Source organism: Saccharopolyspora flava (genome assembly GCF_900116135.1).
In the GTDB taxonomy this organism is placed as follows: domain Bacteria; phylum Actinomycetota; class Actinomycetes; order Mycobacteriales; family Pseudonocardiaceae; genus Saccharopolyspora; species Saccharopolyspora flava.
The window spans coordinates 1-23,398 of record NZ_FOZX01000005.1 but is presented as its reverse complement, the minus strand read 5'-3'; the positions used below and the strand labels follow the sequence as shown (position 1 = coordinate 23,398).

Below are 23,398 nucleotides of genomic sequence, written 5' to 3'. Positions count from 1 at the left end.
TTCGATGAGCAAGCCAACGCCGGTAGCCGTGGTCACCGGGGCCAGCAGCGGGATCGGCGCCGCCAGCGCCAAGGCTCTGGCCGAGGCCGGCTTCGACGTCGTGCTCGGCGCGCGCCGCCTGGACCGGTTGAAGGAGGTCGCCGAGAGCTGCGGCGGCCGGGCCCTGGAGCTCGACGTCACCGACCAGGCCTCGGTGGACGCGTTCACCGGCGCGATCGAGCGCTGCGACCTGCTGGTGAACAACGCGGGCGGCGCCGTGGGCTCGGAGACGATCCTGGAGGCCAAGGACGAGGACTGGCGGTGGATGTACGAGACGAACGTGATGGGCACCCTGCGGGTGACCCGCGCGCTGCTGCCGAAGCTGCTGGACTCCGGTGACGGGCAGGTCATCAACATCGGCTCGGTCGCCGGCCGCGAGCCCTACGCCACCGGCGGCGGCTACAACGCCGCCAAGCACGCGGTCGCCGCGCTGTCGCGGGTGCTGCGGCTGGAGATGTTCGGCCAGCCGATCCGGGTGTGCGAGATCGACCCGGGCCTGGTGCAGACCGACTTCAGCCTGGTGCGCTTCCGCGGCGACCAGGAGAAGGCCGACGCGGTCTACGAGGGCACGAACCCGCTGACCGCGGAGGACGTCGCCGAGACCGTCTCGTGGGTGGCGACCCGTCCCCCGCACGTCAACGTCGACCAGATCCTGCTGCTGGCCCGCGACCAGACCTCGGCCCGGGTGATCAACCGCTCGCAGTGACCCGCTTTCGGGGGCCGCTCAGCCCCCGAAGCGCTGGGCCCAGGCCATCACGTCGTCCGGCGTGGCGTTGCCGCCGCAGACGACGAGACCGAGCTTGACGTCGCCGTGCTCGGCGATGACCCGCCGCGCGGCAGGCAGCAGGCAGCCCGCGGCGGGTTCGGCCCACAGCTTCGCGTGCTGCGCGAGGTCGAGCACGCCGCGCACCGCCTCGGCGTCGGGCACGACCAGCACGTCGTCGACGAGCTCGCGCGCGGTGTCGTAGGTCAGCTGGGACACGGCCGGCGCGCTCAGCGTCGACACGATCGACGACAGCTCGACCGGCACCGGCCCGCCGGCCGCCAGCGCCCGCGACATCGCCTCGGCGCCCTCGGTCTCCACGCCCCAGATCCGCACGCCCGGCCGCTTCGCCCGCAGCGCGGTGGCCACGCCCGAGATCAGGCCGCCACCACCGATGCTGACCAGCACGTCGGTGAACTCGCCCGCGTCCTCGGCGAATTCGAGCCCGACGGTGCCCTGGGCGGCGATGACCACCGGGTCGTCGAAGGGGTGCACCAGCGTGCCGCCCTCGGCCCGCAGCTGATCGGTGAGCGCGAACGCGCCCGCCATGTCCGGGCACAGCCGCACGGTCGCCCCGGCGGCCTCGGCCACCTCCACGGCCCGCTTCGGCGCCGATTCCGGCATCACCACGGTCGCCTTGACGTCCAGCGCCCCGGCCATCACGGCCAGCGCGATGCCGTGGTTGCCGCCGCTGACGGCCACCACCCCGGCGGCCCGCTCGGCCTCGCTCAGCGACAGCAGCTTCGCCACCGCACCCCGCGCCTTGAACGACCCGGTCCGCTGCAGCAGCTCCAGCTTCGCCGTCACCGGCACCCCGAGCAGCTCCGACAACCCCGGACTGCTCACCACCGGCGTCCGCACCACGTGCCCCGCCACAGCCGCAGCAGCGGCCTCCACGTCCTCGATCCCGATCACCACGCGCCTCCCCGAAGAATCCGCTCGAGGAGCACGGTAGTCACTCAGGCACCACCACGCGCGATCGACCTCCGACGGCACCGGCCGTCCACTGTGGATACGTCTACCCGGTCGCCCGGGATTCCGACGAACGCCCCCTTGAACACCGAGGGTGAGCGGATTTCAACGCCGCGACAACCACTTTCCCACGGTCGGCAGCAGACCGAGCCCGGACGATCTCACTAACATGAGCACACCCAAGCCCTTCGGCACCCGAGGTGATCATGAGTGGCGGCAGGAACCTCGGCAGGAGCGGCGCGTTGAGCCTGGTGAGCGCGCTGCTGCCGGTGCCGTTCCTGCACGATGCTTCCGGGCGCGTCACGCTCACCCGGATCATCGGCGAGCTGCTGGGCGAACCGTTCGCCGTGGTGGAGAGCCCCCTCCCGTTCCAGCACGTGTGGAACATCGTCGAGGCTTGCCAGCGCCACCCCGACGCGTTCGACGCGCTGCTGTACGCCCTGGAAAAGGCCGAGGGCAACACCCGGCAGATGCAGGAGGTGCGCCACGCCGTCGACGCGCTGCGCACCGCGGAGCTGTGGCCCGAGCGCGAGCGCGAGCGGTTGCTCATGCTGCTGTCCGGCGTGGCGATCCCCGAGATCGCCGACGTCTACGTCCACGTGACCCGCCCGTCCGGGCACCGCTTGCCGCCCACCGCGACTCTCGTCGACTACCTCAACGCGGTGGGCCTGCTCAACTCCGAAGCTTCCGGTCTGCCCAGGCTGCTGTCGTTCATCGAGCACCTGGCGCCCAGGGTGCCCCCAGCCCTGCGCGCGGAGATGCACAGGTGGGCCGACGATCAGACCGAGCGGCTGGGGCTGACCGACGAGCTGGCCGAGATGCGGGCCCGCTGCGCGCGCAGTCCCGAGGTCGGGCCGGAGCCGCAGTCCACCGCCTACCTGATCGTGCAGATCATCCCGGACAGCCCGTCGGGCCGGCGGTGCCGGCTCACGCACTGGCGGCAGCTGGACGCCGCCGAGGGCTGGCAACCGCTGCGCGGCGGCGACGTCATCGGCGATCTCGACGAGCTCAAGCGCGCGGTCGCGGAGCTGATCGGTGAAGTCGAGGAGGAGTGGGCGCGCTTCGAGCCCGAGGTGCGCATCGAGTTCGTGCTGCCGGACGAGCTGCTCAACCTCGACGTGGACCGGTGGCCGTGGGAACCGCCCGACAAGATCCCCCAGCCGATCGGCACCCGATTCCCGGTCGCGGTGCGGTCGCAGGAGCGGATGAGCGAGACCAGGTACCGGCGGCACTGGCGGCAGCGCTGGCGGCGACTCAGCGGCTGCCTGGACGACGCGGGAGTGCTGCCGGAAGAGGCCGTGCACTGGTCCGGCGACCGTCCGCCGGAGGCGTTGGGCGGGGTGCTGATGAGCGATCTGGGACTGTTGTCGATGGTCCTGAGCGCACCACCGCTCTCGGGCAGCGCAGGACTCGATGAACTGACTGTGGGCGTGCGCGACGGGATTCCGCTGATGCTGTGGCACCGCGACGACTGCACCGATCCGGAGTTCCGAGCCCTGGTCAAACAGCTCCTGCATTGCCACGGCGCCGAGCTGCTGGAGCGCGTCCGCCTCGCCCGCGCCCGCGCCGACGCCGAGCCGGGCGTCGCGCGCCCCGCGTCCGATCTGACCTTGCTGTGGGACGACCCGAACCGGGTCGTCGTTCCGACACGTCCCGGCACCGAAGGGGTGAGGCCGTGACCGACGCGACTCCGGAGGTCGAGCCGAACGGGGACTGGCGGGTCTACCGCGGCACCGGCCGCGCCGCCGATCCCCCGCTGCGCGCGCTGCCGGAACCGCCGCCGTGGCGCCGTTTTCGCGGTACCGGTTCGGTGACCGTGCCCGGCGAGGACGTCGACGAGACCACCCGGCGCATCGGGTACGTCGACCAGCGGCCGCGCACCCCGCACCGGCACGAGGTCGAGATGGTCAACGCGGCGATCTACCTCCGGCGCCCGCTGCTGGTGACCGGTCGTCCGGGCACCGGCAAGTCGAGCCTGGCCTACCTCATCGCCCGCGAGCTGGGCCTGGGGCCGGTGCTGCGCTGGCCGGTGACGAGCCGGACCGAGCTCAAGACCGGGCTGCACCACTACGACGCGATCGCGCGGGTGCAGGAGGCCGGGACGCTGCGCGAGGGCGAGGAACGGCCCGGCATCGGCGATTTCGTGCACCTGGGTCCCCTGGGTACCGCGCTGCTGCCCTACGACCTGCCGCGCGTGCTGCTCATCGACGAGCTGGACAAGAGCGACATCGACCTGCCCAACGATCTGCTCAACGTCCTGGAGGACGGCGAGTACGAGATCCCGGAACTCGTGCGCATCGCCCGGCGCGAGCCCGATGTCACGGTCCTCACCCACGACGAGGGCGGCACCGCCGAGGTGAACCGGGGTGTGGTGCGCTGCCGGGCGTTCCCAATCGTGCTCATCACCAGCAACGGCGAGCGCGAGTTCCCGCCCGCGTTCCTGCGCCGCTGCCTGAAGCTGCACCTGGAGCCGCCGTCGCCGGAGCAGCTGGCCTCGATGGTCGCCGCGCAGTTCGGTGAGGTCGAGCTCGTCGACGTCGCTCGCCTGATCCGGGAGTTCCTGCGGCGCAGCGAGGCGGTCGGCGGACTCGCCGCGGACCAGCTGCTCAACTCGGTGCACCTGGCGGTGCAGATGGCCACCTCCGGCGCGGGATCGGTCGAGGAGGACTGGCAGGACGTCCTGGAATCGGTCTGGCACTCGTTGTCGACGGAGGAGCCATGAGCGAGCCACCGAGCGAGCTCACCTACCGCGAGATCCGCGACGTGCTCTGGCTGGCCCGCTGCGTGGCGCGCGGTGACTTCTCCTCCGCCGGAACCGATCCCGAGCGGCCGGCACCGGAACCGCCGGAGGCGACCGAGGAGCACCCGCCACCGGAAACCGACGACACCGAGGCGCCCACCGGGACGCGCGAGCGGGAAGACCTGGGCCCGCAACCGAGACGGCTGCTGCACCCCGGACGGGTGGGGGCGCCGGGGCGACCAGCACCGCTCCCCTGGTCTCCTCGGCCGTCCCCGCGCTGCGGCACGGCCGCGAGTTGGCACGGTCCCTGCGCCCGTTCGCCCGCTCGGCTCCGTCTCCGTGGCGGCACGAGCTCGATGAGGAGGAGACCGCAGCGCACGCAGCCGATTCCGGGTTGTGGTTACCGGTGTGGCGCCGTGCCGAAGACCGCCGCTTCGACGTCGCGCTGGTGGTCGACATCGCCGAGTCGATGGACCTGTGGCAGCCCGTCGTCCGCGAGTTCCGGCACCTGCTGGAACGGCTCGGCGCCTTTCGCGACGTCCGGGTGTTCCAGCTGGACAGCTCGGCGCCCCGTCAGGACGACCTCGTGCTCACCGCGGAGGGCTCCGACGTCGCGCGCGGGTGGCGCGAGCTCGTCGATCCCGCGGGGGAACGGCTGATCCTCGTGGCCACCGACACGATCGGCTCGGGGTGGCGCAGCGGCGCGGTGTCCGGCCTGCTCGCCCGGTGGGGCGCGGTGGCCCCGACCGCGGTCCTGCACGTGATGCCGCGCAGGCTCTGGCACTGGGGAGGGCTCGCACCGAAGCCGGTGCGGCTGTCGGCACCCGCAGCGGGCGTCGCCAACCGTCGCCTCCGCGCCCGATTCGGTGCCGCGCCACCCGGGGAGCCCGGGCCCGAGGCGGTTCCGATCCCGGTGCTGGAGCAGTCACCGGAATGGCTGGCCGAGTGGTCGAGGCTGGTGGCCCGGCCCGGGACCGACTGGACCGAGACCACCGCGATCCTCGCCGACACCGCTGCGGAACCGGAGACCAGCGAGGTTCCCGACGAGTTCCTCGAGGACGACGCCGAGAAGCAGGTGCTGCGCTTCCGCACGATCGCCTCGCCGCAGGCCTTCGAACTGGCCGGGCTGTTGGCCGCCGTGCCGCTGAACACACCGATCATGCGCGAAGTCCAGCGCGTCATGCTGCCCGACTCCGACCTGTCGGTGCTGGCCGAGGTGCTGCTCAGCGGCCTGCTCCAGCGCACCTCGAACGATCCGTCGGAGCGCGATCCCGCCGTGCCCACACACGAGTTCGGTGACGGAGTGCGCGCCGAGCTCCTGGCGACCGGCTACCGGTCGGACTCGGTGCGAGTAGCCCGCTTGGTGGGCGACTGGGGCGAGCACGATCCGGGTTTGCGAAGCTTCAAAGAGGCAGTGGATTATCCCGAGGATTCTGAAATCCCTGAACTCACGGCGAAAAATGCCTCGATTCTGCGCATTCAGCAGACAGACACTGCTGCGAGCCTTAAGCGGACACCACCTACCACGAGCGAACCGAATCGGCAGCATTTTCGCGGAAGGTCGCACCTTCGGGTCATCTGATTCCGATCACCGGAGTGCCGGATTGGACAAGGACGACACTGATTTGGTGGATTCCCCACCAGACCGGGAAAGCCTACCGGACAGCACCCCGACGAAGGAAGAGAAATTGACGGTTTTCGAGTCTCTGCCCGAATCGGCAGAGGCGGCACCACCCGCCCCCGAAGGAGGTGCCGTGACCGCTCCCGGTTACGCCCAGCCCGCGAACGGTGGCCCATCAAGCGATCAACCGACCGTGTGGGGCGGTGAGATCCCGCTCCGCAACCCGGGTTTCGTCGGCCGTGCGCAACTGCTGGAGCAGTTGCGCACCCAGCTCGCCGAGCCGGGCACGACCGCCGTCCTGCCCGAAGCGCTGCACGGCCTGGGCGGTGTCGGCAAGACCCAGACCGTGGTCGAGTACATCTACCGGCACGCGGGCGACTACGACCTGATCTGGTGGATCACCGCCGAACGGCTCACCCAGATCCGGGCGAGCTTCGTGGAACTGGCCCGGCACATGGGCCTGCCCCAGGCGAGCACCGCCGAGGCCACGGTGTCCGCGGTGGTCGACGCGCTGCGGCGGCGGACCCCCTTCTCGCGCTGGTTGCTGGTCTTCGACAACGCCGACCGCCCCGAGGACCTGCGCTCGTTCATCCCGGCGGTGGGCGGGCACGTCATCGTGACGTCGCGGAACCCCGAGTGGTCCGGCATCGCCCGCACCGTCGAGGTCGACCTGTTCACCCGCCAGGAATCCGAAGAGCTCCTGCGCAAGCGCGATGACGCCATCGACGACGCCGAAGCCGACCTGCTCGCCGAAGCCCTGGGCGACCTCCCCCTGGCCATCGAGCAGGCCTCCGCCTGGAGAGCCCAGACCGGCATGCCGGTGAGCGAATACGTCGACCTGCTCAACGCAGGGCGAAACGAGCTGCTGGAATCGGTCGAATCCAACAGCACCGATCTCCCCGTCGCCGCGGTCTGGAACGTCACCTTGTCGCGGTTGCGCAATGAGCACCCGGCGGCACTTCAACTCCTGCAGATCTGCGCGTTCTTCGGCCCGGAACCGATCAGCCGGGATTACTTCTCGCACGCCCGCGGAATTCCGGTGCCGGATGAACTTCGCGAAGCGCTGATGGATCCGATCAAGCTCAACCGCGCGATTCGCGAATTCAGCCGGTACAGCCTCGCGAAAATCGATCACCGGAGAAACACGCTTCAACTCCACCGACTGGTGCAAACCGTCCTGCGAAACCAGGTTCCGGCCGAAGAGCACGAGGACATGCGCCACGTCGTACACCTGCTGCTGGCCTCCGGAGCCCCGTCGGACCCGACCGAGTCCGAGAACTGGCCGCGCTACGAGAACATGCTCCCCCACTTCGTCCAGTCGGAAGCCGCGCGCTGCGACGACGAATGGGTGCGGCGCGTGTCGGTGCACCTGGTGCAGTACCTGCTCAACATCGGCGACTACGAAGGCGCCCGGGATCTCTCCGGCGAGGCGTGGCGGGAGCTCACCTCGAAACTCGGGGAAACCCACCTGGACACCCTGCAGATGGCCCGCCAGCACGGCATCGCCTTGCGCCGGTTCGGCCAGCTCCGGGAGGGCAGCGAGCTCAACCAGCGGACCTACGACCTCCTGGCCGAGCAGGTCGACGCCGACAGCGAGCACCTGATCACCATGGCAGATGTCCTCGCCACCGATCACCGCGTCAACGGCGAACTCGCGCAGGAGCTGGAGATCCGGCAGGACATCTACTCCCGCGCCCGCAGACTGCTCGGCGAGGAGGACCCCGAGACGCTGCGCTACGCGTTCAACTACTGCGGCGCGCTGCGACTGGCCGGTTCCTTCTCCCAAGCCCGCCAACTCGACGACCAGACTTGGCGAATGCGCGTCGATCTCCTGGGCGCCGAGAACGTCTCCACGATGTCCTCGCTGAACGCTCTCGCGATCGACGTGCGCGAGAGCGGGCACTACGCCGAAGCCGAGCAGCAGCAGGCCGATGCGCTGGCCAAGGAACGACGACTCTTCGGCGACGACCACATCGTCACGCGCGGTGGGGCCCGGAGCCTGGCCGTCGCGAAGCTGCGCACGGGCCACTACGAGGAGGCGCGCGATCTGGCCGTGGATTGCCACGAGCGCGCCGTCCGGCGACTCGGCACCGTGCACGAGGACTCCGCGACGACGCTGATGAACGTCTCCACGAGCCACCGCAAGCTCGGCGCTCTGGCGAGAGCGCTGGAGCTCGGCGAGCGCAGCGCCGACACGCTCGCCAGGGCCAACGGACCCGAGCACCCGTTCACCCTGGTCACGCTGACCAACGTGGCGGTGACGCAGCGCCTCCTGGGCCGCGCCGACCAGGCGCGCAAGCTCAACCAGCGGCTGCTGAGCTCGTTCCGCTCGGTGTTCAGCGAGGACCATCCGTTCGCGCTGGTCACCGCGACCAATCTCGCCAGTGACCTCGCCGCCGAGGACAACCCGGAAGGCGCGCTCGAACTCAACGAGGACACGCACGAGCGCTTGACCCGCACCCTGGGCGCCGACCATCCCGCGACGCTGATCACGGCCTTCAACCTGTCCCTGGACCTCGCGTCGCTCGGCAGGAACGACGAGTCCGCGATCCTGCGGAGCAAGACGGTGAAGTCGCTCAGCGACCTCCTGGGGCCCGAGCATCCCGATGTCCAGGCCGCGACGGAAGGTGCCCGGCTCGACGCCGAGACGGACACCATGCAGCTCTGACCGCAGTGCGAGGAGGCGGACCGCCGGGCAGCGCGTCTCGGCGGTGCACCTCAGGCCGGTTCAGGCCGTGACGACGGTCAGCCGTTCCTGCTGCGCCAGGTGCGATGGTGCCGGTCCACCAGGTCAACGGCTCTCGCGACCGCGTCCGACGACACCACGACGGCGTCGCACGCGGTCAGGCGCCGATCGACGCCCGCAACGAGCCGGCGACCGAACGCGGTGAGCCCGGAGGCCGATTCGATCGAGCTCAACCCGCGACGCAGCTGCTCCCGCAAGTGGGCGAACCGCGTTTCCGCCTCCACCCGCGCTGCTTCCGGCACCTTGAGCAGGTAGGCCGCCCAGAATTCGACGACGGCGGCGAACGCGTAGACCCCGTGCAGCAGCCCGGGCAGCGGCCGCGGATCAGGACGCCACGGTGCGTAGAACAGGGACCCGTCGTCGACGGCGAGGTCGACCAGGTTCATCAGCGCGTTGAGCTTGTTGTGCTGCAACTCGTGGAGCAGCACCTCGGCGAGGAGGTCCGCCGATCTCGGCGGGGAGAGCGCGACGGCACCGAAGGCCCCGCGCGACGAGGCACCGACGGTGCCCGCATCCGGTTCCATCGGGACCACCGTGGTCAAGCACGCGGCCAGCTCCACGCCCCTCTCCGGCTGGACCGCGTTGAGCTCCTCCCACGCCGACTCGATGACTTTCGCCCACTCCACCTGCTCTTCCGCTCCGAGCGGGCGTGCCGGGTTGGGCCCCTCGAACTCCCGGTACGGGTCGTGATCGCTCAACCGCACCGACAGCGGACCCGCCACGCACCACTGCGCCGGTGTGAAGAGCGGCGACGCGGGTGTGATCGAGACGTCGAGGCGGCGTCCCAGGACCCTGAGCTCCGCCCCGCCCGGAACGCCGCGCAGCTCCGCCACCGCCACGGGGAAGCTCAACGACACGCGAATCCATCCCAGGGCGGGCAGGACGATTCGGCCGTCGAGGACCGGAACCGCGAGGGTGAACGGGATTCCCGCGCGCATCGCCACCGAGCCCGCCACCAGGTGCAGGTAACCCAGATCGACAGGTGCGTCCCAATTCGAACCGTGGAGGACGTGTCGCAGCCACACACCGACCTCGGGAGCCATCAGGATCTCCCTGACCGCCGCGGACGAGCGCTCCTCAGCGCGCTCGATCAAGCCCCAGGCGCTTTCGACGTCCACAAAGGACTCAGATGACGGCCGGACCGCGTCCAGCACGGCCCGCAGCTGCAGCAGTCGCCGGCTCAGCTCGCCCTCGGCGAGGCGCGCGATCGTGCTCTCGCTCGCGGTCCCGTCGCAGACCTGGGCGAACATCTCGGAACTCACCCTGTGGCGCGGAAACTCCTGCGGATTCACGACAATCCCATCCTCGTCGGCGGCTTTCAGCCGTCGCCCCGCGCGGAACGCCACCTATTGGTTCTGCCCCTGGATGTCCTCCGCCGGTGCGGCGGCGCAGGCTGCGAGTTCGCGCTGGACCGCTTCGGTGAGGTCCGGTGAGCAGGTGGTGCGGAGTTCTGCCAGCGACATCGTTGTCAGGTCCAGCAGGTCCGACGTCAGATCCCCGTCCGAGGTCATGCTCAGCCCTCCCCCGTCGTAGGACAACCGCGTGGTTGCGCATGCCTCCACATCAATGACGCCCGAGCCGTAACACAGCCGACATGGGCCGATCGGGCGCCGGAATCGGCGCGCGCGAGCCGTGGCGACCGCCGCGCGAGGCAACCCGGATTGGGCCCCTCACCCGCTCATACCAGCGCGCTGGACGAGCTCCCGGACGCGGCGAACCGGCATCGAATCCCCCTCCAATTCCTCGAGGGCGCGCACGAGGTCGCCCAGACCGCCCTCGTAGTCGCGGCAGGTCCTGGCGATGTTGATCACGTGCGCGCGGGTGCGGGCGTGGTGCGGGATGGCGTTGCGGATCTCCGGTCGCAGCAGCCCGAGCAGCACGCGCCGGCTGTCGTCCTCGGCGACCGCGGGAACCTTCAGCAACGCGTCCACGAGCTCGAACGTCTTCACGGGCGCCGACTCGGCGGACAGCACGGGCGCCGGTTCCCCCGCCACCCCGCCCAGGGGCGGGCTGGGGTGTTCCGGGTCTCCTCCGAGGGTGCGGAGGAGTTGTTCGGCGCCGGCGGGGGTGAAGTCGTGGACGAAGTAGTGGGAGGCGCTGTAGGGCTGCAGGAACAGCGGGATGCCGTCCAGGTCGCCTCCCGGCAGCACCACCGGGAGCACCTTGCGGAACCAGGTCTTGCGGTCGCGGTGCAGGAGTTCGCGCAGCAGCGCCGCTTCGGCCTGGATGCCGCGGTGCCGGCCCGAGGGCTCCGAGCCGTCTCCCATGCGTGCGAACATCGGTGAGGCGATCACCAGCACGAAGTCGGCTTTGCGCATCTCGTCGATGGCCCAGGCCAGCCAGTCCCGGCGGTCCTGGTTGTCCCACCGATCGAGTTCGGCGTCGACGCCCTGCACCCTCAGGAACGTCGCGAACTCGCGGACGCGGGTCATGTGCGCTTCGGAGTCGTGGGCGTAGGAGACGAAGACCCGAGGCATCGCTGACCCCTCCTCCGGATGCGCGGATCTTCCAGTTTCACGCGCCCCGGACGAGTTGTCATGCGCCCAACGTTGGATCCTGCAACAAATTCTCCGGCACGAAGTACGGGACCACTTCGTGGTCGGGGTTTGGGCCGGAGGGTTCGAAGGCGACTCGGACGCGCAGGTCGGTGAGGTCGGCGTCGGGGTCGACGTCGGCGAGGCCGGTCCACCACCACGGGCCTTCGTCGAGTTCGACGATGCCGGCGACGACGCGGAACGTGCCGCCGTCGGGGAGCTTGTGGTGCACCACGGTCCAGGACACGACGCGGCCCGTGCCGGCCGCGGCGACCTGCTCGACGTCGTCGTCCGGGGCGATCGGGGTGTGCGGGCTGAGGTGCTCGCCGGTGTCGCGGCGGCGCGGCAGCAGCAGCTCGCCGCGGCGGGTTCCGTCGAAGAACGCCGCGCTGGCTTGGTCTCTGGTGACCGGGACGAGGGCCATCGGGTCTCCTTCAGGCGGACAGCACCAGGGTGCTGTGGTGGGAGAAGATGCCGCCGTTGCCCGACACCAGCAGCAGTTCGTGGTTCGGGACCTGGCGTCGGCCCGCTTGGCCGCGGGCCTGGATGATCGCTTCCGACAGCGGCGTGAAACCCCACATGTAGTACGCGGACAGCTGGCCGCCGCCGGTGTTCAGCGGCAGCGATCCGCCGGGGCCGAGCACGCCCGGGGTGCTGACGAACTCGCCGCCCTCGCCCTTGGCGCAGAAGCCGTAGTCCTCCAGCGTCAGCAGCACCGTGAACGTGTAGCAGTCGTAGAGCTCGGCGACGTCGATGTCGGCGAGGCTCACCCCGGCCATCCGCAGCGCCGCCGGTCCCGCCTGGGCCGCACCGCTGACCAGGCCGAGGTCGTCGTCGCGGCGCAGCGACCCGCCCGGATGGGCCTGCGCCCAGCCCAGCACCGACACCGGGGGCTGGGCCAGCGACGCGGCGCGGTCGCCGCGGGTGACGATCACCGCGATGCCGCCGTTGGAGACCACGCAGCAGTCCAGCAGGTGGAAGGGCTCGGCGACCATCCGCGATTCCTGGTGATCGGCGATGTCGATCGGGTCGCGGAAACGCGCGAGGGGGTTCAGAGACGCCCAGGAGCGCTGGGCCACGGCGATCTCGCCGAGCTGCTTGCTGGTGGTGCCGTAGGCCTGCATGTGGCGCCGGGCGGCCAGCGCGTAGAAGGAGTTCGGGCCGCTGAAGCCGCTGGTGGCCACCAGCCCGGCCCAGCCGCTCGGCGAGTAGCGCTCGGCCCCGTAGGCGGCTCCCGATGAGGCGCCCTCGCGCAGCGGGGCGTCGGCGAACACGCAGGCCACGGTGTCGGCCATGCCCGCCTCGATCGCCATCGCCGCGTGCTGCACCATCGCGCCGGCCGTGGAGCCGAACGACTGCATCTGGCTGAGCAGCCGCAGGTCCTCCAGCCCCAGGTCGTCCTGCAGGCTCAGGTCCACTCCCCCGCCCAGGCCCGCCGACACCAGCAGGCCGTCGACGTCGCCGAGCGCGAGCCCGGCGTCGTCCACCGCGCGCCGGACCGCCTCGGCGGCGAACTGCTGCGCGGTGCGGCCGTAGACCTTGCCCATCTCGGTCATGCCGAGACCGGCGATGGCGGCCCTGCGGTGCGCGGGCAGGTCACTGCGACTGCTCATCTGCCCCCCTTCCGGACGATCTCGGTCCGAAAGTAGGTGAGCGCACCCGCTTTGTAAACGGCCGCACCGGATCTGCTCCGGTGCGGCCGCCGCGATCAGCTGAAGTAGCGGCGCGGGTTGTCCACCAGCATCGTCGTCAGCTGCTGCTCGCTCACCCCTGCCTCGCGCAGCGCGGGCAGCACCACATCGTGGATGTGGGTGAAGTGCCAGTTCGGCATGGCCTCCTCGACGACGCCCTGCGGGAACCAGTCGATGTGGCAGGAGGCGTCGTGGGCCAGCACCATCCGGTCGGCCAGGCCCTCCCCGACGAGCTTGGCGATGGTGGCCACCCGGTCGTCGGTGGGCAGCAGGGCGTCGAGGCCGAAGCGGTCCATGCCGATGTAGCAGCCGTTGTCGATGAGCTCGCGCAGGTAGTCGGTGTCGGTGGTGTCGCCGCTGTGCCCGATGACGACCCGCCCGAGGTCGACCCCGTTGCGCCGCAGGACCTCCTGGGCGACCAGGCCGGTGCGGTGCCCGGGGCTGGTGTGCACGGTGATCGGCGCGCCGGTTCGGTTGTGGGCCTCGGCGACGGCGTTGAGCACCCGCTCCACGCCCGGGGTGAGCTCCTCCTCGATGGCGCACTTGAGGAACGCGGCCTTGATGCCGGTGCCCGCGATGCCCTCGGTGATGTCCTTGACGAACATCCGCACCATGAGGTCGTCGCCGCCGAGCAGCGTGCCGGGCCCGTGCATGCGGAAGAAGAACGGCACCGAGTCGTAGGTGTAGAGGCCGGTGGCGGCGATGATGTTGAGGTCGACCTCGGCGTTGATGCGCGCGACGCGCTCGACGTCGCGGCCGAGCCCGATGACGGTGGGGTCGACGATGGTGTTCACGCCGCGCCCGGCGAGTTCGCGCAGCCTGCGGATCGCGTCGGCGACCCGCGCCTCCTCGTCCCAGAACTCGGGGTAGTTGCGGCGGATCTCCTCGTTGAGCACGAAGACGTGCTCGTGCATCAGCACGGTGCCCAGCTGGTCCACCGGCACCTGTCCGCGAACGGTCTCGACCATGATGCGTCCTCCTCGACGAATCTCGCTGGCGGGCACCCTAAACGTTCGTGCGCCTTGCGCGAACCGCCGCGGCCCGGGCATGTTGGTCCGGTGAACGCGTTGGGACCGGCGGATTTCCGCGATGCCGACTTCCCGGCCGACCCGTATCCGGGAGCCCGCCCGGACCACTCGTTCCTGCACGTCGACGGGCGGGGCTGGCGGCTGTCGGCGGACGCCGCGCAGCCCTCGGGCTGGCGGGTCGGGTCGGTCTGCCTGGATTCGGTGCTCGACGAGCCACTGGCGTCGCGGTGGCCGGTGCTGGCCTACGGCTCCAACGCCTGCCCGAGCAAGATCACGTGGTTGCGCGAGGAGCTGGGGCTCGACGGCCCCGTCGTGGTGCTCCGCGCCCGCTGCACCGGTCTGTCGGCGGTGTGGGCGTCCGGGGTGCGGGCGCGCGACGGGCAGCGCCCGGCGGTGCTGGTCGGGGCGCCCGGGGTGGTCGAGCACCACGCGGTGTGGCTGGCCACCGCTGAGCAGCGCCGCGTGCTCGACGTCTGCGAGGGCCGCGGCGAGCGCTACCGCCTGGTGCGGTTGCGGGGACCCGAGCGCGTCGAGCTGGAGACCGGACCGGTCGCCGAGGTGCTGGCCTACGCCGCGCTCGGCGCGATCCGCCGCCCGCTGCTGGTCGACGGCCGCTGCGTGCCCTGCACCGAGCTCGGCCAGGACCGGGCGGCCGAGCTGATCGGCACCCCGGCCGCCGCCGACGGCCTGACCTGCGTGGAGGTCACCGGCGAGCCGGGACCCCCGCCCCGGTAGGTTGGGGCCGGGGAGGAATACACATGCTGCCGACTGCGGAACTGCACATTCACATCGAGGGAACGCTCGAGCCGGAGATGCTGGTCGAGCTGGCCGCGCGCAACGGCGTCGGGCTGCCCACCAGCGATCTCGACGAGCTGCGGGCGAAGTACGACTTCACGGATCTGCAGTCGTTCCTGGACCTCTACTACGCGAACCTGCCGGTGCTGCGCACCGACCAGGACTTCTACGACCTGACCAGCGCCTACCTGGCGCGCGCCGAGCGGGCCGGGGTGCGGCGGGCGGAGATCTTCTTCGACCCGCAGGTGCACCTGAACAACGACGTGCCGCTGGGCGCGGTGTTCGAGGGCATCGGCGGGGCGCTGCGGGACTCGCCGATCTCCACCGACCTGATCCTGTGCTTCCTGCGCGACCTGGGCCCGGACGCCGCGGCCGAGACGCTGCGCAAGGCCATGCCGTACCGGGAGCGCTTCATCGGTGTCGGGCTGGACTCGGCGGAGGTCGGCCACCCGCCGGCGCCGTTCGCCGAGGTCTACCAGCGGGCCGCAGCCGAGGGCCTGCACCGGGTCGCCCACGCCGGTGAGGAGGGCGGACCCGACTACGTGCGCGACGCCCTGGACGTGCTCGGCGTCGAGCGCATCGACCACGGCATCCGCGCGATGGAGGACCCGGAGCTGGTGGCGCGGCTGCGCGACGAGCAGATCCCGCTGACCGTGTGCCCGCTGTCCAACGTGGCGCTGCGCACCGTCGACAAGCTCTCCGACCACGTGCTGCCCGCGATGCTCGACGAGGGCCTGGCGGTGTGCGTCAACAGCGACGACCCGGCCTACTTCGGCGGCTACGTCGACGACAACTTCGCGGCGCTGCGCAGCGAGCTGGGGATCACCGAGGAGCAGCTGGCGACGCTGGCGCGCAACTCCTTCGACGCCTGCTTCGTCGACGACGAGCGGAAGTCCGCGTGGAAGGCCGAGATCGACGGCTGACACCGTCCCCAGTGGACGGGTTTGGCCCGCCTCCTCCGCGGGTACCTGAACGACCGGGTACCCGCGAAGGAGGTTTTCCACCATGGCTGACCAACTCACCGGCAGGAAGATCGCCGTCCTGGCCGCCGACGGCGTGGAGCAGGTCGAGCTGACCGGTCCCCGGGAGGCGCTCGAACAGGCGGGCGGGCAGGTCGAGCTCGTCTCGTTGCGCTCCGGCGAGATCCAGGCGATGAACGGCGACATCGACAAGGCCGACCGCTTCCCGGTGGACCGGGAGGTCTCGCAGGTCTCGGTGGGCGACTACGACGCCCTGGTGCTGCCCGGCGGCACCATCAACCCCGATCAGCTGCGCCGCGACGACACCGCGGTGTCGTTCGTCCGCGACTTCGTCACCGCGGGCAAACCGGTCGGCGCGATCTGCCACGGGCCGTGGACGCTGGTCGAGGCCGGTGTGGTCGACGGGCGGCAGCTCACGTCGTTCCCCAGCATCCGCACCGACATCCGCAACGCGGGCGGCCAGGTCACCGATCAGGAGGTCGTCGTCGACGGCAACCTCGTGACCAGCCGCAACCCGAACGATCTGCCCGCCTTCCAGGACGCGGTGATCAAGGCGATCGCGTCGAGCTGAGTCAGCCGCGCTTGCGGGCGGCGAGGCGTTCGATCAGGCCGAGCTTGAAGCGCTCGGACTCGATCACCTCGAAGCCCGCAGCGGGCAGGTGCCGGGACGGGCGGCGGCGGAAGTGCTCGCCGCCCGTCGGCACCGTCACCAGCTCGGCCGCGCGTTGCAGCACCCGGACCGGCCACGAGGTGCTCACCACGTGGTCGGCCAGCAGCAGCACCCCACCGGGCCGCAGCACCCGGTGCATCTCGGCGATCGCCCGCTCGTGGTCGGGGATCGCGCACAGCGAGAACGTGCAGACGACGGTGTCGAAGGTGCCGTCGGGGAACTGGAGCGCCCGGGCGTCGCCTTCGCGCAGGTCGGCCCCGGTGCCGAGCTCGTCCTCGCGGAGTCGCGCACGCCGCAGCATCTCCGGGCTCCACTCGACGCCGGTCAGCCGCGTGCCCGCCGGGTACAGCGGCAGGTTGAGGCCGGTGCCGATCGCGACCTCCAGCACGCTGCCCGCGGCGCGCGAGCAGATCCACCGCCTGCTGTCGCCGGCGAGATAGCGGTCGAAGCGCGCCATCACGCCGTCGTAGGACGGCGCAGACCGGTCCCAGTGCCGCCGCAGCTTCTCCGAGCGCTCCACGGCGCGGAACGCTACCGCACCTCAGCGACCCGCACGGGGCGTTTCCGCGAGCCCGGCCGTCAGCGGCGCGGGGGCCGGCGCCGTCCGGGGATCATCCGCTGCCGGGGCGGGCGGTTGCCGTCGCCGCTGTGGGCGGGGAACGCGCCGGTCTGGGCCGCGACCGGCGGCAGGTTCGTCCCCGTCCCGGTCGCGGGCGGCAGGTTGGTGCCGGTCCCGGGGCCGACCGGGCGCATCCCGGTGCCGGTCGCGGTGACCGGTCGCATCTGCGTGCCCGTGGCGGTCACCGGCGGCAGGTTCGTCCCGGTGGTCACCGCGCGCATGTTGGTGCGGGTGATGTTGCGGATGCTGGAGGACACCATCACCAGGAACGCCAGCACCCCGGCCTCGTCGTAGCCGGGCATGCCGGGCGCGGGCGGGTTGAACTGGGCGTTGAGCACGTCGTTGGGCGTGAGGTCGTCGGCACCGCGCAGGGTGGCCTGGACCCGGTCCATGAACGCGTCGACCTCGGCCTTGTCCAGCGCGGTGCTCTGCGAGGTCGCCGGCTGCAGGCCGCGGAAGCGCTCCGGGCGGCCGGGTTCCTCCGGCACCCGCTCGACGGCCGCGGCGGGCTCGATCTGGGCGGGAGAGCTCTGGACCGGGGTGTTCTGGGCCGGGGTGTTCTGGGCCGGCCGGGCCTGGGCGGGTTCGCGCACCGGGCGCTTGGGCAGCGGGATGCTGCCGGTCTCCTCGGGCTTCGGGCGGGTCTCGTCGGGCTTGCGCGCGGCCGCGTCCTCCGCCGGGCGCGACTTGCCGCGTTCCTCGGCGCGCACCTCGAGCTTCATCAAGGTCAGCGCGACCTTGTCCAGGAACTCGTCGACCTGGTGCTTCTTGTAGGCCCGCCCGCCGCGCTTGCGCGGGCTGAAGTGCATCGTCAGCACGTCGCGCGCGGTCACCAGTCGCTTACCGCGCAGCGTGGCCTCGACCCGACCCAGGAAGTGATCGACCTCGGCCTCGTCGTACCCGCGCTCCTTGCGCCAGGCCCTGCCGAAGACGACATTCCGCACGTCATCAGGGGTCAGCATGTACTCCGGCCTCCACAGGGCGTCCGCTTCAGTCCACTCGGACGCATACCCGGCTCGTCGCGCCGGGCCCCCGACCGCCCGCGATTGCGCGCTCCAGCTTGCCCAAACCCGGACTCCAGATCAAGGCCCGAGCCAGCCCATTCACGTTGGGCCAACGGCGGTAACCGGCTGTGCCCTTCGGCCGCGCTGCACGTCGAGTTCTTTCCAACCACACCGCCCGTTCACCACCGGCTGCTTCAGTGACCGCGATCACCGGAGTGCGGGGAGGTTTTCGGATGACCGGTCGTGGTGCCCGGCTGCTCGCGGTCGTGCTGACCTGCGGGGTGCTCGCGTCGCCGATCCCGGCGGCCGCGCAGGACGGCGAGGTCGTGATCGCACCGGGGGTGAGCTACCGGCCGTTCCAGCTCTCCACCGCGCACGGTCCCGTGCTCGGCCACGTGGTGACGGTGGATCTCGCCGAGCCGAGCGCGAAACTCGGCCTGCTGCACCCGGGTTCGGTGGCGGCCAAGGACGAGATCGCCGATCAGACCAACGCCGCGGGCGCGGTGGCGGGCGTGAACGGGGACTTCTTCAACATCAGCGAGGAGCACGCCGGGGTGGTGCCGACGAGCTCGTCGGTGGGCCCGGAGATCGCCCGCGGCCGCGCGCTCAAGGGCGCGGTTCCCGACGGTCAGCGCTTCGGCCCGGCCCTGCCGGCGGGAACGTCCAATGAGGACGTCTTCGCCGTGGGGATCGACGGCCGGGCGCGGCTTTCCCGGCTCTCGGTGGCCGGTGCGGCCGTCTGGCCGGGCGGGTCGGCCGACATCGAGGGGCTGAACCAGTACGCGCTGCCGGTCGACGGCATCGGCGCCTACACCGACGACTGGGGCGAGGTCTCCCGCGCCCGAGCGGTCTGCGGCACCGACACCGACCGCTCGGCCCCGTGCAGCACCGCCACCGAGGAAGTGGTGATCACCGACGGAATCGTCCAGTCCGAGGCCGATCCGCCCGGCGCGGGCCCGATCCCGGACGACACGGTCGTCCTCGTCGGCCGGGAAGCCGGCGACGCCGCGCTGGAGGCCCTCGACCCCGGTGACCCGGTCAGCGTGCGCACCGGTCTGCGGCCGGACGACGGGATGCCGCTGTCGTTCGCGGTCGGTGCCACGCCGATCCTGCGCGAGGGTTCCCCGCTGACCGGCCTGGACACCGCCGAGCTCGCCCCGCGCACCGCGGCCGGGATCAGCGACGACGGGCGCCTGGTGCACCTGGTCGTCGTCGACGGCCGCTCCCCCATCAGCACCGGCCTCAACCTCGCCGAAACCGCGGGGCTGCTGGCCGATCTCGGCGCCACCGACGGCGTCAACCTCGACGGCGGCGGCTCCACCACGATGGCCGTGAAGACCCCCGACACCCCGTCGGCCACGGTCCGCAACGTCCCCTCCGACGGGCAGCAGCGCCCCGTGGCCAACGGGATCGGCGTCTTCACCCGCTGACGGTCCACGGTGTCCGTGGAAACCGGATTCCCGGTTTCCACGGACACCGTGGACACCCCTCGCTGTCAGGAACGGGTGAGGGCGTTGGGGGCCCAGGGGAGGTCGGCCGTGCCGTACTTGGCGGCGCGGACGTCTCCGGAACGGGCGTGGCCCTCGAAGAGCTCGACGCGGGCGGCGCGACCGCAGACCTCGCCGAGGCGGGCGCTGGCGTCGGTGTCGGTCACCTCCTGGTAGGTCACCGTCTTGAGGTACTTGCCGACCCACAGACCACCGGTGTAGCGGGCGGCCCCCCGGGTGGGCAGCACGTGGTTGGTGCCGATCACCTTGTCGCCGTAGGACACGCAGGTCCCCTCCCCCAGGAACAGCGCGCCGTAGTTGCGCATCTTCTCCAGCGCCTCGCGGGGCTGCCGGGTGAGGATCTGCACGTGCTCGCTGGCGTAGGTGTCGGCCAGCCGGTAGGCCTCGTCGAGGTCGGGCACCACGTGCACCTCGCCGTGGTCGCGCCAGGCCGGTTCGGCGTTGTCGCGCGTGGGCATGTCCGGCAGCAGCTGCTCGACGTGCTCGATCACGCTGCGCCCCAACGCCTCCGAGGTGGTGATGAGCACCGCGGGCGAGTCGGGGCCGTGCTCGGCCTGGCTGAGCAGGTCGACGGCCACCACGAACGGGTCGGCGGTCTCGTCGGCGACGATGAGGACCTCGGTCGGCCCGGCGAACAGGTCGATGCCGATCTCGCCGTAGAGCTGCCGCTTGGCCTCGGCGACGAACGCGTTGCCGGGTCCGGCGAGCATGTCGACCGGCGCGATCGTCTCGGTGCCCAGCGCCATGCTCACCACCGCCTGCACCCCGCCGAGCAGGTAGATCTCGTCGGCACCGGCCAGGTGCATGGCGGCCACAGTGGCGTCGGGGACCTCGCCGCGGATCGGCGGCGTGCAGGCGATCACCCGCGGCACCCCGGCGGCCTTGGCGGTCAGGATCGTCATGTGCGCCGAGGCCAGCAGCGGGTAGCGCCCACCGGGCACGTAGGCGCCCGCCGCGGCGACCGGGATGTGCTTCTGCCCCAGGTGCACACCCGGCAGCGTCTCGACCTCGATCTCGCGCATCGACTCCAGCTGCTTCTCGGCGAAGCCGCGCACCTGCTGCTGGACGAACTCGATGTCGGTGATGACCTGGTCGGGAACCCGGGCCAGGATCTCGTCGATCTGCTCCTTCGAGAGCCGGAACGCCTCCGGTTCCCACTTGTCGAACCGCGCCGAGCACTCCCGGACCGCCTCGTCCCCGCGCTCCCGGATGTCGGCGATGATCGCGGCGACCTTGTCCTGCACGTCGGGCAGCGAGGTCGTGGTAGCCGCCGAGCTCTCCGCGGCCCGCTTCAGCGCGAACGTCATGAGTCCCTCCCAGGATGTTTACGTACACACGGACTCTAGGCCGCGCGGATGTTTACGTAAACCCCGTAGGATGGCCTTCCTCGATGCAGACATGAAGGAGGTGCCCGGTGGTCACCAGCCGGGACGTGGCACGGCTGGCCGGCGTGTCCCAGATGACCGTGTCCCGCGTCCTGCAGGACAACGGGAAGGTCGCCCCGCAGACCCGGGAGCGCGTGCTGGCCGCGATGCGCGAGGCCGGTTACCGGCCGCACGCCGCCGCGCGCACCATGCGCACCCGGCGCACCGCGACGGTCGGGGTGGTCGTCGCCGACATCACCAACCCCTTCTACCCGCAGCTGCTCGAAGCGGTCGCCGAGGCCCTCGACGCCGCTGGCAGGCGGATGGTGCTGTGGAACGGCGCGGACGGGTCCGGGGCGCTGGAATCGCTCGACGAGGGCACCGCGGACGGCCTGATCTTCACCAGCGCGACCGAGGCGACTCCGCAGCTCGCCGAGGCGGTGGACCGCGGTGACCCGATCGTGCTGCTGCACCGCGGTCTCGACGAGCTCGACTGCGACCAGGTCACCACCGACAACCTCGGCGGTGGCCGCGCGGTCGCCGACTACCTGGTGGCCACCGGCCACACCCGCATCGGCTTCCTGGCGGGACCGGAGCTGCCCAGCACCGCCCGGCACCGCGAGCGCGGGTTCCGCGAGCGCCTCGCCGAGCTCGGGCACCCGCTGGCCGAGGAGCTGTGCGCACCGGGCGGGTTCGCGCACGATCTCGCGCGCACCGCGATGCGCGAGCTGCTGGAGCTGCCCGACCCGCCCACGGCGGTGTTCTGCGCGAACGACCTCACCGCGCTGGGCGCGGTCGACGGCGCGGTCTCGCTCGGCCGTCGCGTCCCGGACGACGTGTGGGTGGTGGGCTACGACGACATCGCGATGACCTCGTGGGACTCCTACGACATCACCACCGTGCGGCAGCCGATCGCGGAGATGGCGCGCGGTGCGGTCCGGCTGCTGCTGGACCGCATCGGCGACCGCGATCTCCCCGTCCGCAAGGAGCGCTTCCCCAGCGAGCTGGTGGTGCGCGGTTCGACCGCGCGCACCGCGCACCCGGCGGGCTAGCCGGGCCTCTGCCAGACTCGGATGGCGTTGTGCGGCCGGACGTGTCGAGGGGCTGGCGATGACTTTTCCGACTGCGCTGGGCCTGCCGGCCGAGCGGACCGAGCACGTGATCCGCTGCGCCGGGCTCGCTCCTTCGCTGCACAACCGGCAGCCGTGGCGGTTCCGGCTCGCCGAGCACGTCATCGAGGTGCACGCCGATCCGCAGCGGCGGCTGCCGGCCACCGATCCGGAGGACCGCGAGCTGCGGCTGGCGTGCGGGGCGGCGCTGCTGAACCTGCGGCTCGCGCTGGAGCACGAGGGCGTGCGGCCGGTGGTGGATCCGCCGTCGTCGATGAGCGCGCCGACGCTGCTGGCGGAGGTCCGCGACGGCGGCCGGACCGAGCAGGCCCCGGCCGAGCAGGAGCTGCACGACGCGATCCCGCGACGCCGCACCAACCGCCGCCCGTTCCAGGAGACGCCGGTGCCGGGTGCCGACCGGCACGCGCTGGTCAGCGCCGCGCAGCGGGAGCAGGGCTGGTTGCAGGTGCTGGCCCGCACCGAGCTCGACGCCTTCGCCGAGCTCGCGCGGCGAGCGCACCGGATCCAGCTCGACGACGAGCGCTTCCGCGCGGAGCTGGAGCGCTGGACGGGGCGTGCGCGCGAGGTGAGCGAGGGGGTTCCGGCGTCCTCGGCGGGGCCGCGCCCGGAACCGCAGGACCTGTGGGTGATGCGGGACTTCTCGGGCGGCTCGGCACGAGAACGGGTGGCGGGCAAGGATTTCGAGCGCGAGCCGCTGCTGGCGGTGCTGTGCTCGCACCACGACAGCCGCGCCGACGACCTCCGCGCCGGCCAGGCGTTGCAGCGGGTGCTGCTGACGGCGTGCGCGCGCGGCCTGTCGGCTTCGCTGCTGTCGCAGGTCGTGGAGGTGGCCGACACCCGCGACGAGCTGCGCCGGACGCTGGGCGGGTCGCTGCACCCGCAGGCGGTACTGCGCTTCGGCTACGGCTCCCCCGTGCCGGACACGCCGCGCCGCGATCCGGCTGACCTGCTGATGGACTGAGAACGGCGCGGCACCCGGGGTTCTCAGCGGATGCCGCGCCGAGTTCCGCGCACCGCAGGCGTTTCCGCCTGCGCGGGACACGGCCAGCCGTGAGCCTCCCGGGAGTGGTGGGGGGCCGGGAGACTCACGGCTGGTTGCTCAGTAGCGGTAGTGCTCGGGCTTGTACGGGCCTTCGACGTCGACGCCGATGTAGGCGGCCTGCTCCTTGGTGAGCTTGGTCAGCTTCACACCCA

21 protein-coding genes and 1 pseudogene are annotated in these 23,398 nt (G+C 71.5%); 11 read left to right on the top strand and 11 right to left on the bottom strand.

Going from position 1 to position 23,398, the window contains the following annotated elements; translation table 11 throughout:
• Positions 1 to 4 precede the first annotated feature (4 nt).
• Positions 5 to 745, top strand: a complete 741-nt coding sequence (locus BM424_RS15825) for an SDR family NAD(P)-dependent oxidoreductase (protein ID WP_217649729.1) — start codon at positions 5 to 7, stop codon at positions 743 to 745.
• A gap of 18 nt (positions 746 to 763) precedes the next feature.
• On the opposite strand, the gene BM424_RS15820 is transcribed toward BM424_RS15825, so the two are convergent.
• Entirely contained in the window at positions 764 to 1,717 is a 954-nt protein-coding gene (locus BM424_RS15820; protein WP_093419222.1) for a pyridoxal-phosphate dependent enzyme, read from the bottom strand.
• A 263-nt stretch (positions 1,718 to 1,980) separates the two neighbouring features.
• Here BM424_RS15820 and BM424_RS15815 point away from each other — a divergent pair, with 263 nt between their 5' ends.
• The 4 genes and pseudogenes from BM424_RS15815 to fxsT all read left to right on the top strand — a co-directional run bounded on the left by BM424_RS15815 (position 1,981) and on the right by fxsT (position 8,803).
• Entirely contained in the window at positions 1,981 to 3,453 is a 1,473-nt protein-coding gene (locus BM424_RS15815; protein WP_139274080.1) for a VMAP-C domain-containing protein, read from the top strand.
• Positions 3,450 to 4,496, top strand: coding sequence for an AAA family ATPase (locus tag BM424_RS15810; protein WP_093418367.1), 1,047 nt, complete (start codon positions 3,450 to 3,452; stop codon positions 4,494 to 4,496). The genes BM424_RS15815 and BM424_RS15810 overlap by 4 nt, the downstream gene beginning before the upstream one ends.
• Before the next feature lie 145 nt (positions 4,497 to 4,641).
• Positions 4,642 to 6,096: pseudogene (locus BM424_RS28870) on the top strand (SAV_2336 N-terminal domain-related protein); the annotation flags it as partial.
• A gap of 172 nt (positions 6,097 to 6,268) precedes the next feature.
• Positions 6,269 to 8,803 (top strand): FxSxx-COOH system tetratricopeptide repeat protein, encoded by a 2,535-nt coding sequence (gene fxsT, locus BM424_RS15805; protein WP_175548122.1) that lies wholly within the window; start codon positions 6,269 to 6,271, stop codon positions 8,801 to 8,803.
• A 77-nt stretch (positions 8,804 to 8,880) separates the two neighbouring features.
• On the opposite strand, the gene BM424_RS15800 is transcribed toward fxsT, so the two are convergent.
• From BM424_RS15800 to BM424_RS15775, 6 genes are all read right to left on the bottom strand, one after another.
• Entirely contained in the window at positions 8,881 to 10,143 is a 1,263-nt protein-coding gene (locus BM424_RS15800) for an HEXXH motif domain-containing protein (protein ID WP_139274079.1), read from the bottom strand.
• Positions 10,144 to 10,227: 84 nt separating this feature from the next.
• Positions 10,228 to 10,392, bottom strand: coding sequence for a hypothetical protein (locus BM424_RS28865; protein ID WP_175548121.1), 165 nt, complete (start codon positions 10,390 to 10,392; stop codon positions 10,228 to 10,230).
• Positions 10,393 to 10,551: 159 nt separating this feature from the next.
• Complete coding sequence (locus BM424_RS15790; RefSeq protein ID WP_093418357.1) at positions 10,552 to 11,358, bottom strand: effector-associated domain 2-containing protein; 807 nt, start codon at positions 11,356 to 11,358, stop codon at positions 10,552 to 10,554.
• Positions 11,359 to 11,416: 58 nt separating this feature from the next.
• On the bottom strand, positions 11,417 to 11,839 hold the full coding sequence (locus tag BM424_RS15785) for a Zn-ribbon domain-containing OB-fold protein (RefSeq protein ID WP_093418354.1): 423 nt from the start codon (positions 11,837 to 11,839) through the stop codon (positions 11,417 to 11,419).
• 10 nt (positions 11,840 to 11,849) lie between these two features.
• On the bottom strand, positions 11,850 to 13,028 hold the full coding sequence (locus tag BM424_RS15780; RefSeq protein WP_093418351.1) for a thiolase family protein: 1,179 nt from the start codon (positions 13,026 to 13,028) through the stop codon (positions 11,850 to 11,852).
• Positions 13,029 to 13,123: 95 nt separating this feature from the next.
• The gene (locus tag BM424_RS15775; RefSeq protein ID WP_093418349.1) at positions 13,124 to 14,074 is read right to left on the bottom strand and encodes a phosphotriesterase family protein; all 951 of its coding nucleotides are present in this window, start codon (positions 14,072 to 14,074) and stop codon (positions 13,124 to 13,126) included.
• A 90-nt stretch (positions 14,075 to 14,164) separates the two neighbouring features.
• Here BM424_RS15775 and BM424_RS15770 point away from each other — a divergent pair, with 90 nt between their 5' ends.
• From BM424_RS15770 to BM424_RS15760, 3 genes are all read left to right on the top strand, one after another.
• A complete protein-coding gene (locus BM424_RS15770; RefSeq protein ID WP_245775879.1) occupies positions 14,165 to 14,869 on the top strand; it encodes a gamma-glutamylcyclotransferase family protein in 705 nt (234 codons plus the stop codon).
• 23 nt (positions 14,870 to 14,892) lie between these two features.
• Complete coding sequence (locus BM424_RS15765; RefSeq protein WP_093418346.1) at positions 14,893 to 15,852, top strand: adenosine deaminase; 960 nt, start codon at positions 14,893 to 14,895, stop codon at positions 15,850 to 15,852.
• A gap of 82 nt (positions 15,853 to 15,934) precedes the next feature.
• Positions 15,935 to 16,480, top strand: coding sequence for a type 1 glutamine amidotransferase domain-containing protein (locus BM424_RS15760; protein ID WP_093418344.1), 546 nt, complete (start codon positions 15,935 to 15,937; stop codon positions 16,478 to 16,480).
• Position 16,481: 1 nt separating this feature from the next.
• Here BM424_RS15760 and BM424_RS15755 read toward each other — a convergent pair whose 3' ends face one another.
• Both BM424_RS15755 and BM424_RS15750 read right to left on the bottom strand, forming a co-directional pair.
• Complete coding sequence (locus BM424_RS15755) at positions 16,482 to 17,099, bottom strand: class I SAM-dependent methyltransferase (RefSeq protein ID WP_217649728.1); 618 nt, start codon at positions 17,097 to 17,099, stop codon at positions 16,482 to 16,484.
• A gap of 59 nt (positions 17,100 to 17,158) precedes the next feature.
• The gene (locus BM424_RS15750) at positions 17,159 to 18,160 is read right to left on the bottom strand and encodes a DivIVA domain-containing protein (RefSeq protein WP_093418341.1); all 1,002 of its coding nucleotides are present in this window, start codon (positions 18,158 to 18,160) and stop codon (positions 17,159 to 17,161) included.
• 275 nt (positions 18,161 to 18,435) lie between these two features.
• Between BM424_RS15750 and BM424_RS15745 the strand changes: the two genes are divergently transcribed.
• Positions 18,436 to 19,632 (top strand): phosphodiester glycosidase family protein, encoded by a 1,197-nt coding sequence (locus BM424_RS15745; protein ID WP_093418338.1) that lies wholly within the window; start codon positions 18,436 to 18,438, stop codon positions 19,630 to 19,632.
• Between the two features lie 65 nt (positions 19,633 to 19,697).
• Here BM424_RS15745 and hisD read toward each other — a convergent pair whose 3' ends face one another.
• Positions 19,698 to 21,017 carry a histidinol dehydrogenase gene (gene hisD / locus BM424_RS15740; protein WP_093418336.1) on the bottom strand — a complete coding sequence of 440 codons (1,320 nt, stop codon included), beginning with the start codon at positions 21,015 to 21,017 and terminating at the stop codon, positions 19,698 to 19,700.
• A gap of 107 nt (positions 21,018 to 21,124) precedes the next feature.
• Here hisD and BM424_RS15735 point away from each other — a divergent pair, with 107 nt between their 5' ends.
• Both BM424_RS15735 and BM424_RS15730 read left to right on the top strand, forming a co-directional pair.
• On the top strand, positions 21,125 to 22,126 hold the full coding sequence (locus BM424_RS15735; protein ID WP_093418333.1) for a LacI family DNA-binding transcriptional regulator: 1,002 nt from the start codon (positions 21,125 to 21,127) through the stop codon (positions 22,124 to 22,126).
• A gap of 58 nt (positions 22,127 to 22,184) precedes the next feature.
• Complete coding sequence (locus tag BM424_RS15730) at positions 22,185 to 23,165, top strand: Acg family FMN-binding oxidoreductase (protein WP_093418331.1); 981 nt, start codon at positions 22,185 to 22,187, stop codon at positions 23,163 to 23,165.
• A gap of 138 nt (positions 23,166 to 23,303) precedes the next feature.
• Here the strand turns inward: BM424_RS15730 and BM424_RS15725 are convergent.
• On the bottom strand, positions 23,304 to 23,398 hold a 95-nt coding region (locus tag BM424_RS15725), incomplete at its 5' end, for an adenosylhomocysteinase (protein ID WP_139274078.1).

Bases quoted from the DNA above. Each gene is read 5' to 3' on its own strand.
- BM424_RS15825 (WP_217649729.1), top strand. From the start codon at position 5: ATGAGCAAGCCAACGCCGGTAGCCGTGGTCACCGGGGCCAGCAGCGGG.
- BM424_RS15815 (WP_139274080.1), top strand. From the start codon at position 1,981: ATGAGTGGCGGCAGGAACCTCGGCAGGAGCGGCGCGTTGAGCCTGGTG.
- BM424_RS28865 (WP_175548121.1), bottom strand. From the start codon at position 10,392: ATGACCTCGGACGGGGATCTGACGTCGGACCTGCTGGACCTGACAACG.
- BM424_RS15790 (WP_093418357.1), bottom strand. From the start codon at position 11,358: ATGCCTCGGGTCTTCGTCTCCTACGCCCACGACTCCGAAGCGCACATG.
- BM424_RS15785 (WP_093418354.1), bottom strand. From the start codon at position 11,839: ATGGCCCTCGTCCCGGTCACCAGAGACCAAGCCAGCGCGGCGTTCTTC.
- BM424_RS15780 (WP_093418351.1), bottom strand. From the start codon at position 13,028: ATGAGCAGTCGCAGTGACCTGCCCGCGCACCGCAGGGCCGCCATCGCC.
- BM424_RS15775 (WP_093418349.1), bottom strand. From the start codon at position 14,074: ATGGTCGAGACCGTTCGCGGACAGGTGCCGGTGGACCAGCTGGGCACC.
- BM424_RS15765 (WP_093418346.1), top strand. From the start codon at position 14,893: ATGCTGCCGACTGCGGAACTGCACATTCACATCGAGGGAACGCTCGAG.
- BM424_RS15760 (WP_093418344.1), top strand. From the start codon at position 15,935: ATGGCTGACCAACTCACCGGCAGGAAGATCGCCGTCCTGGCCGCCGAC.
- BM424_RS15750 (WP_093418341.1), bottom strand. From the start codon at position 18,160: ATGCTGACCCCTGATGACGTGCGGAATGTCGTCTTCGGCAGGGCCTGG.
- BM424_RS15745 (WP_093418338.1), top strand. From the start codon at position 18,436: ATGACCGGTCGTGGTGCCCGGCTGCTCGCGGTCGTGCTGACCTGCGGG.
- hisD (WP_093418336.1), bottom strand. From the start codon at position 21,017: ATGACGTTCGCGCTGAAGCGGGCCGCGGAGAGCTCGGCGGCTACCACG.
- BM424_RS15730 (WP_093418331.1), top strand. From the start codon at position 22,185: ATGACTTTTCCGACTGCGCTGGGCCTGCCGGCCGAGCGGACCGAGCAC.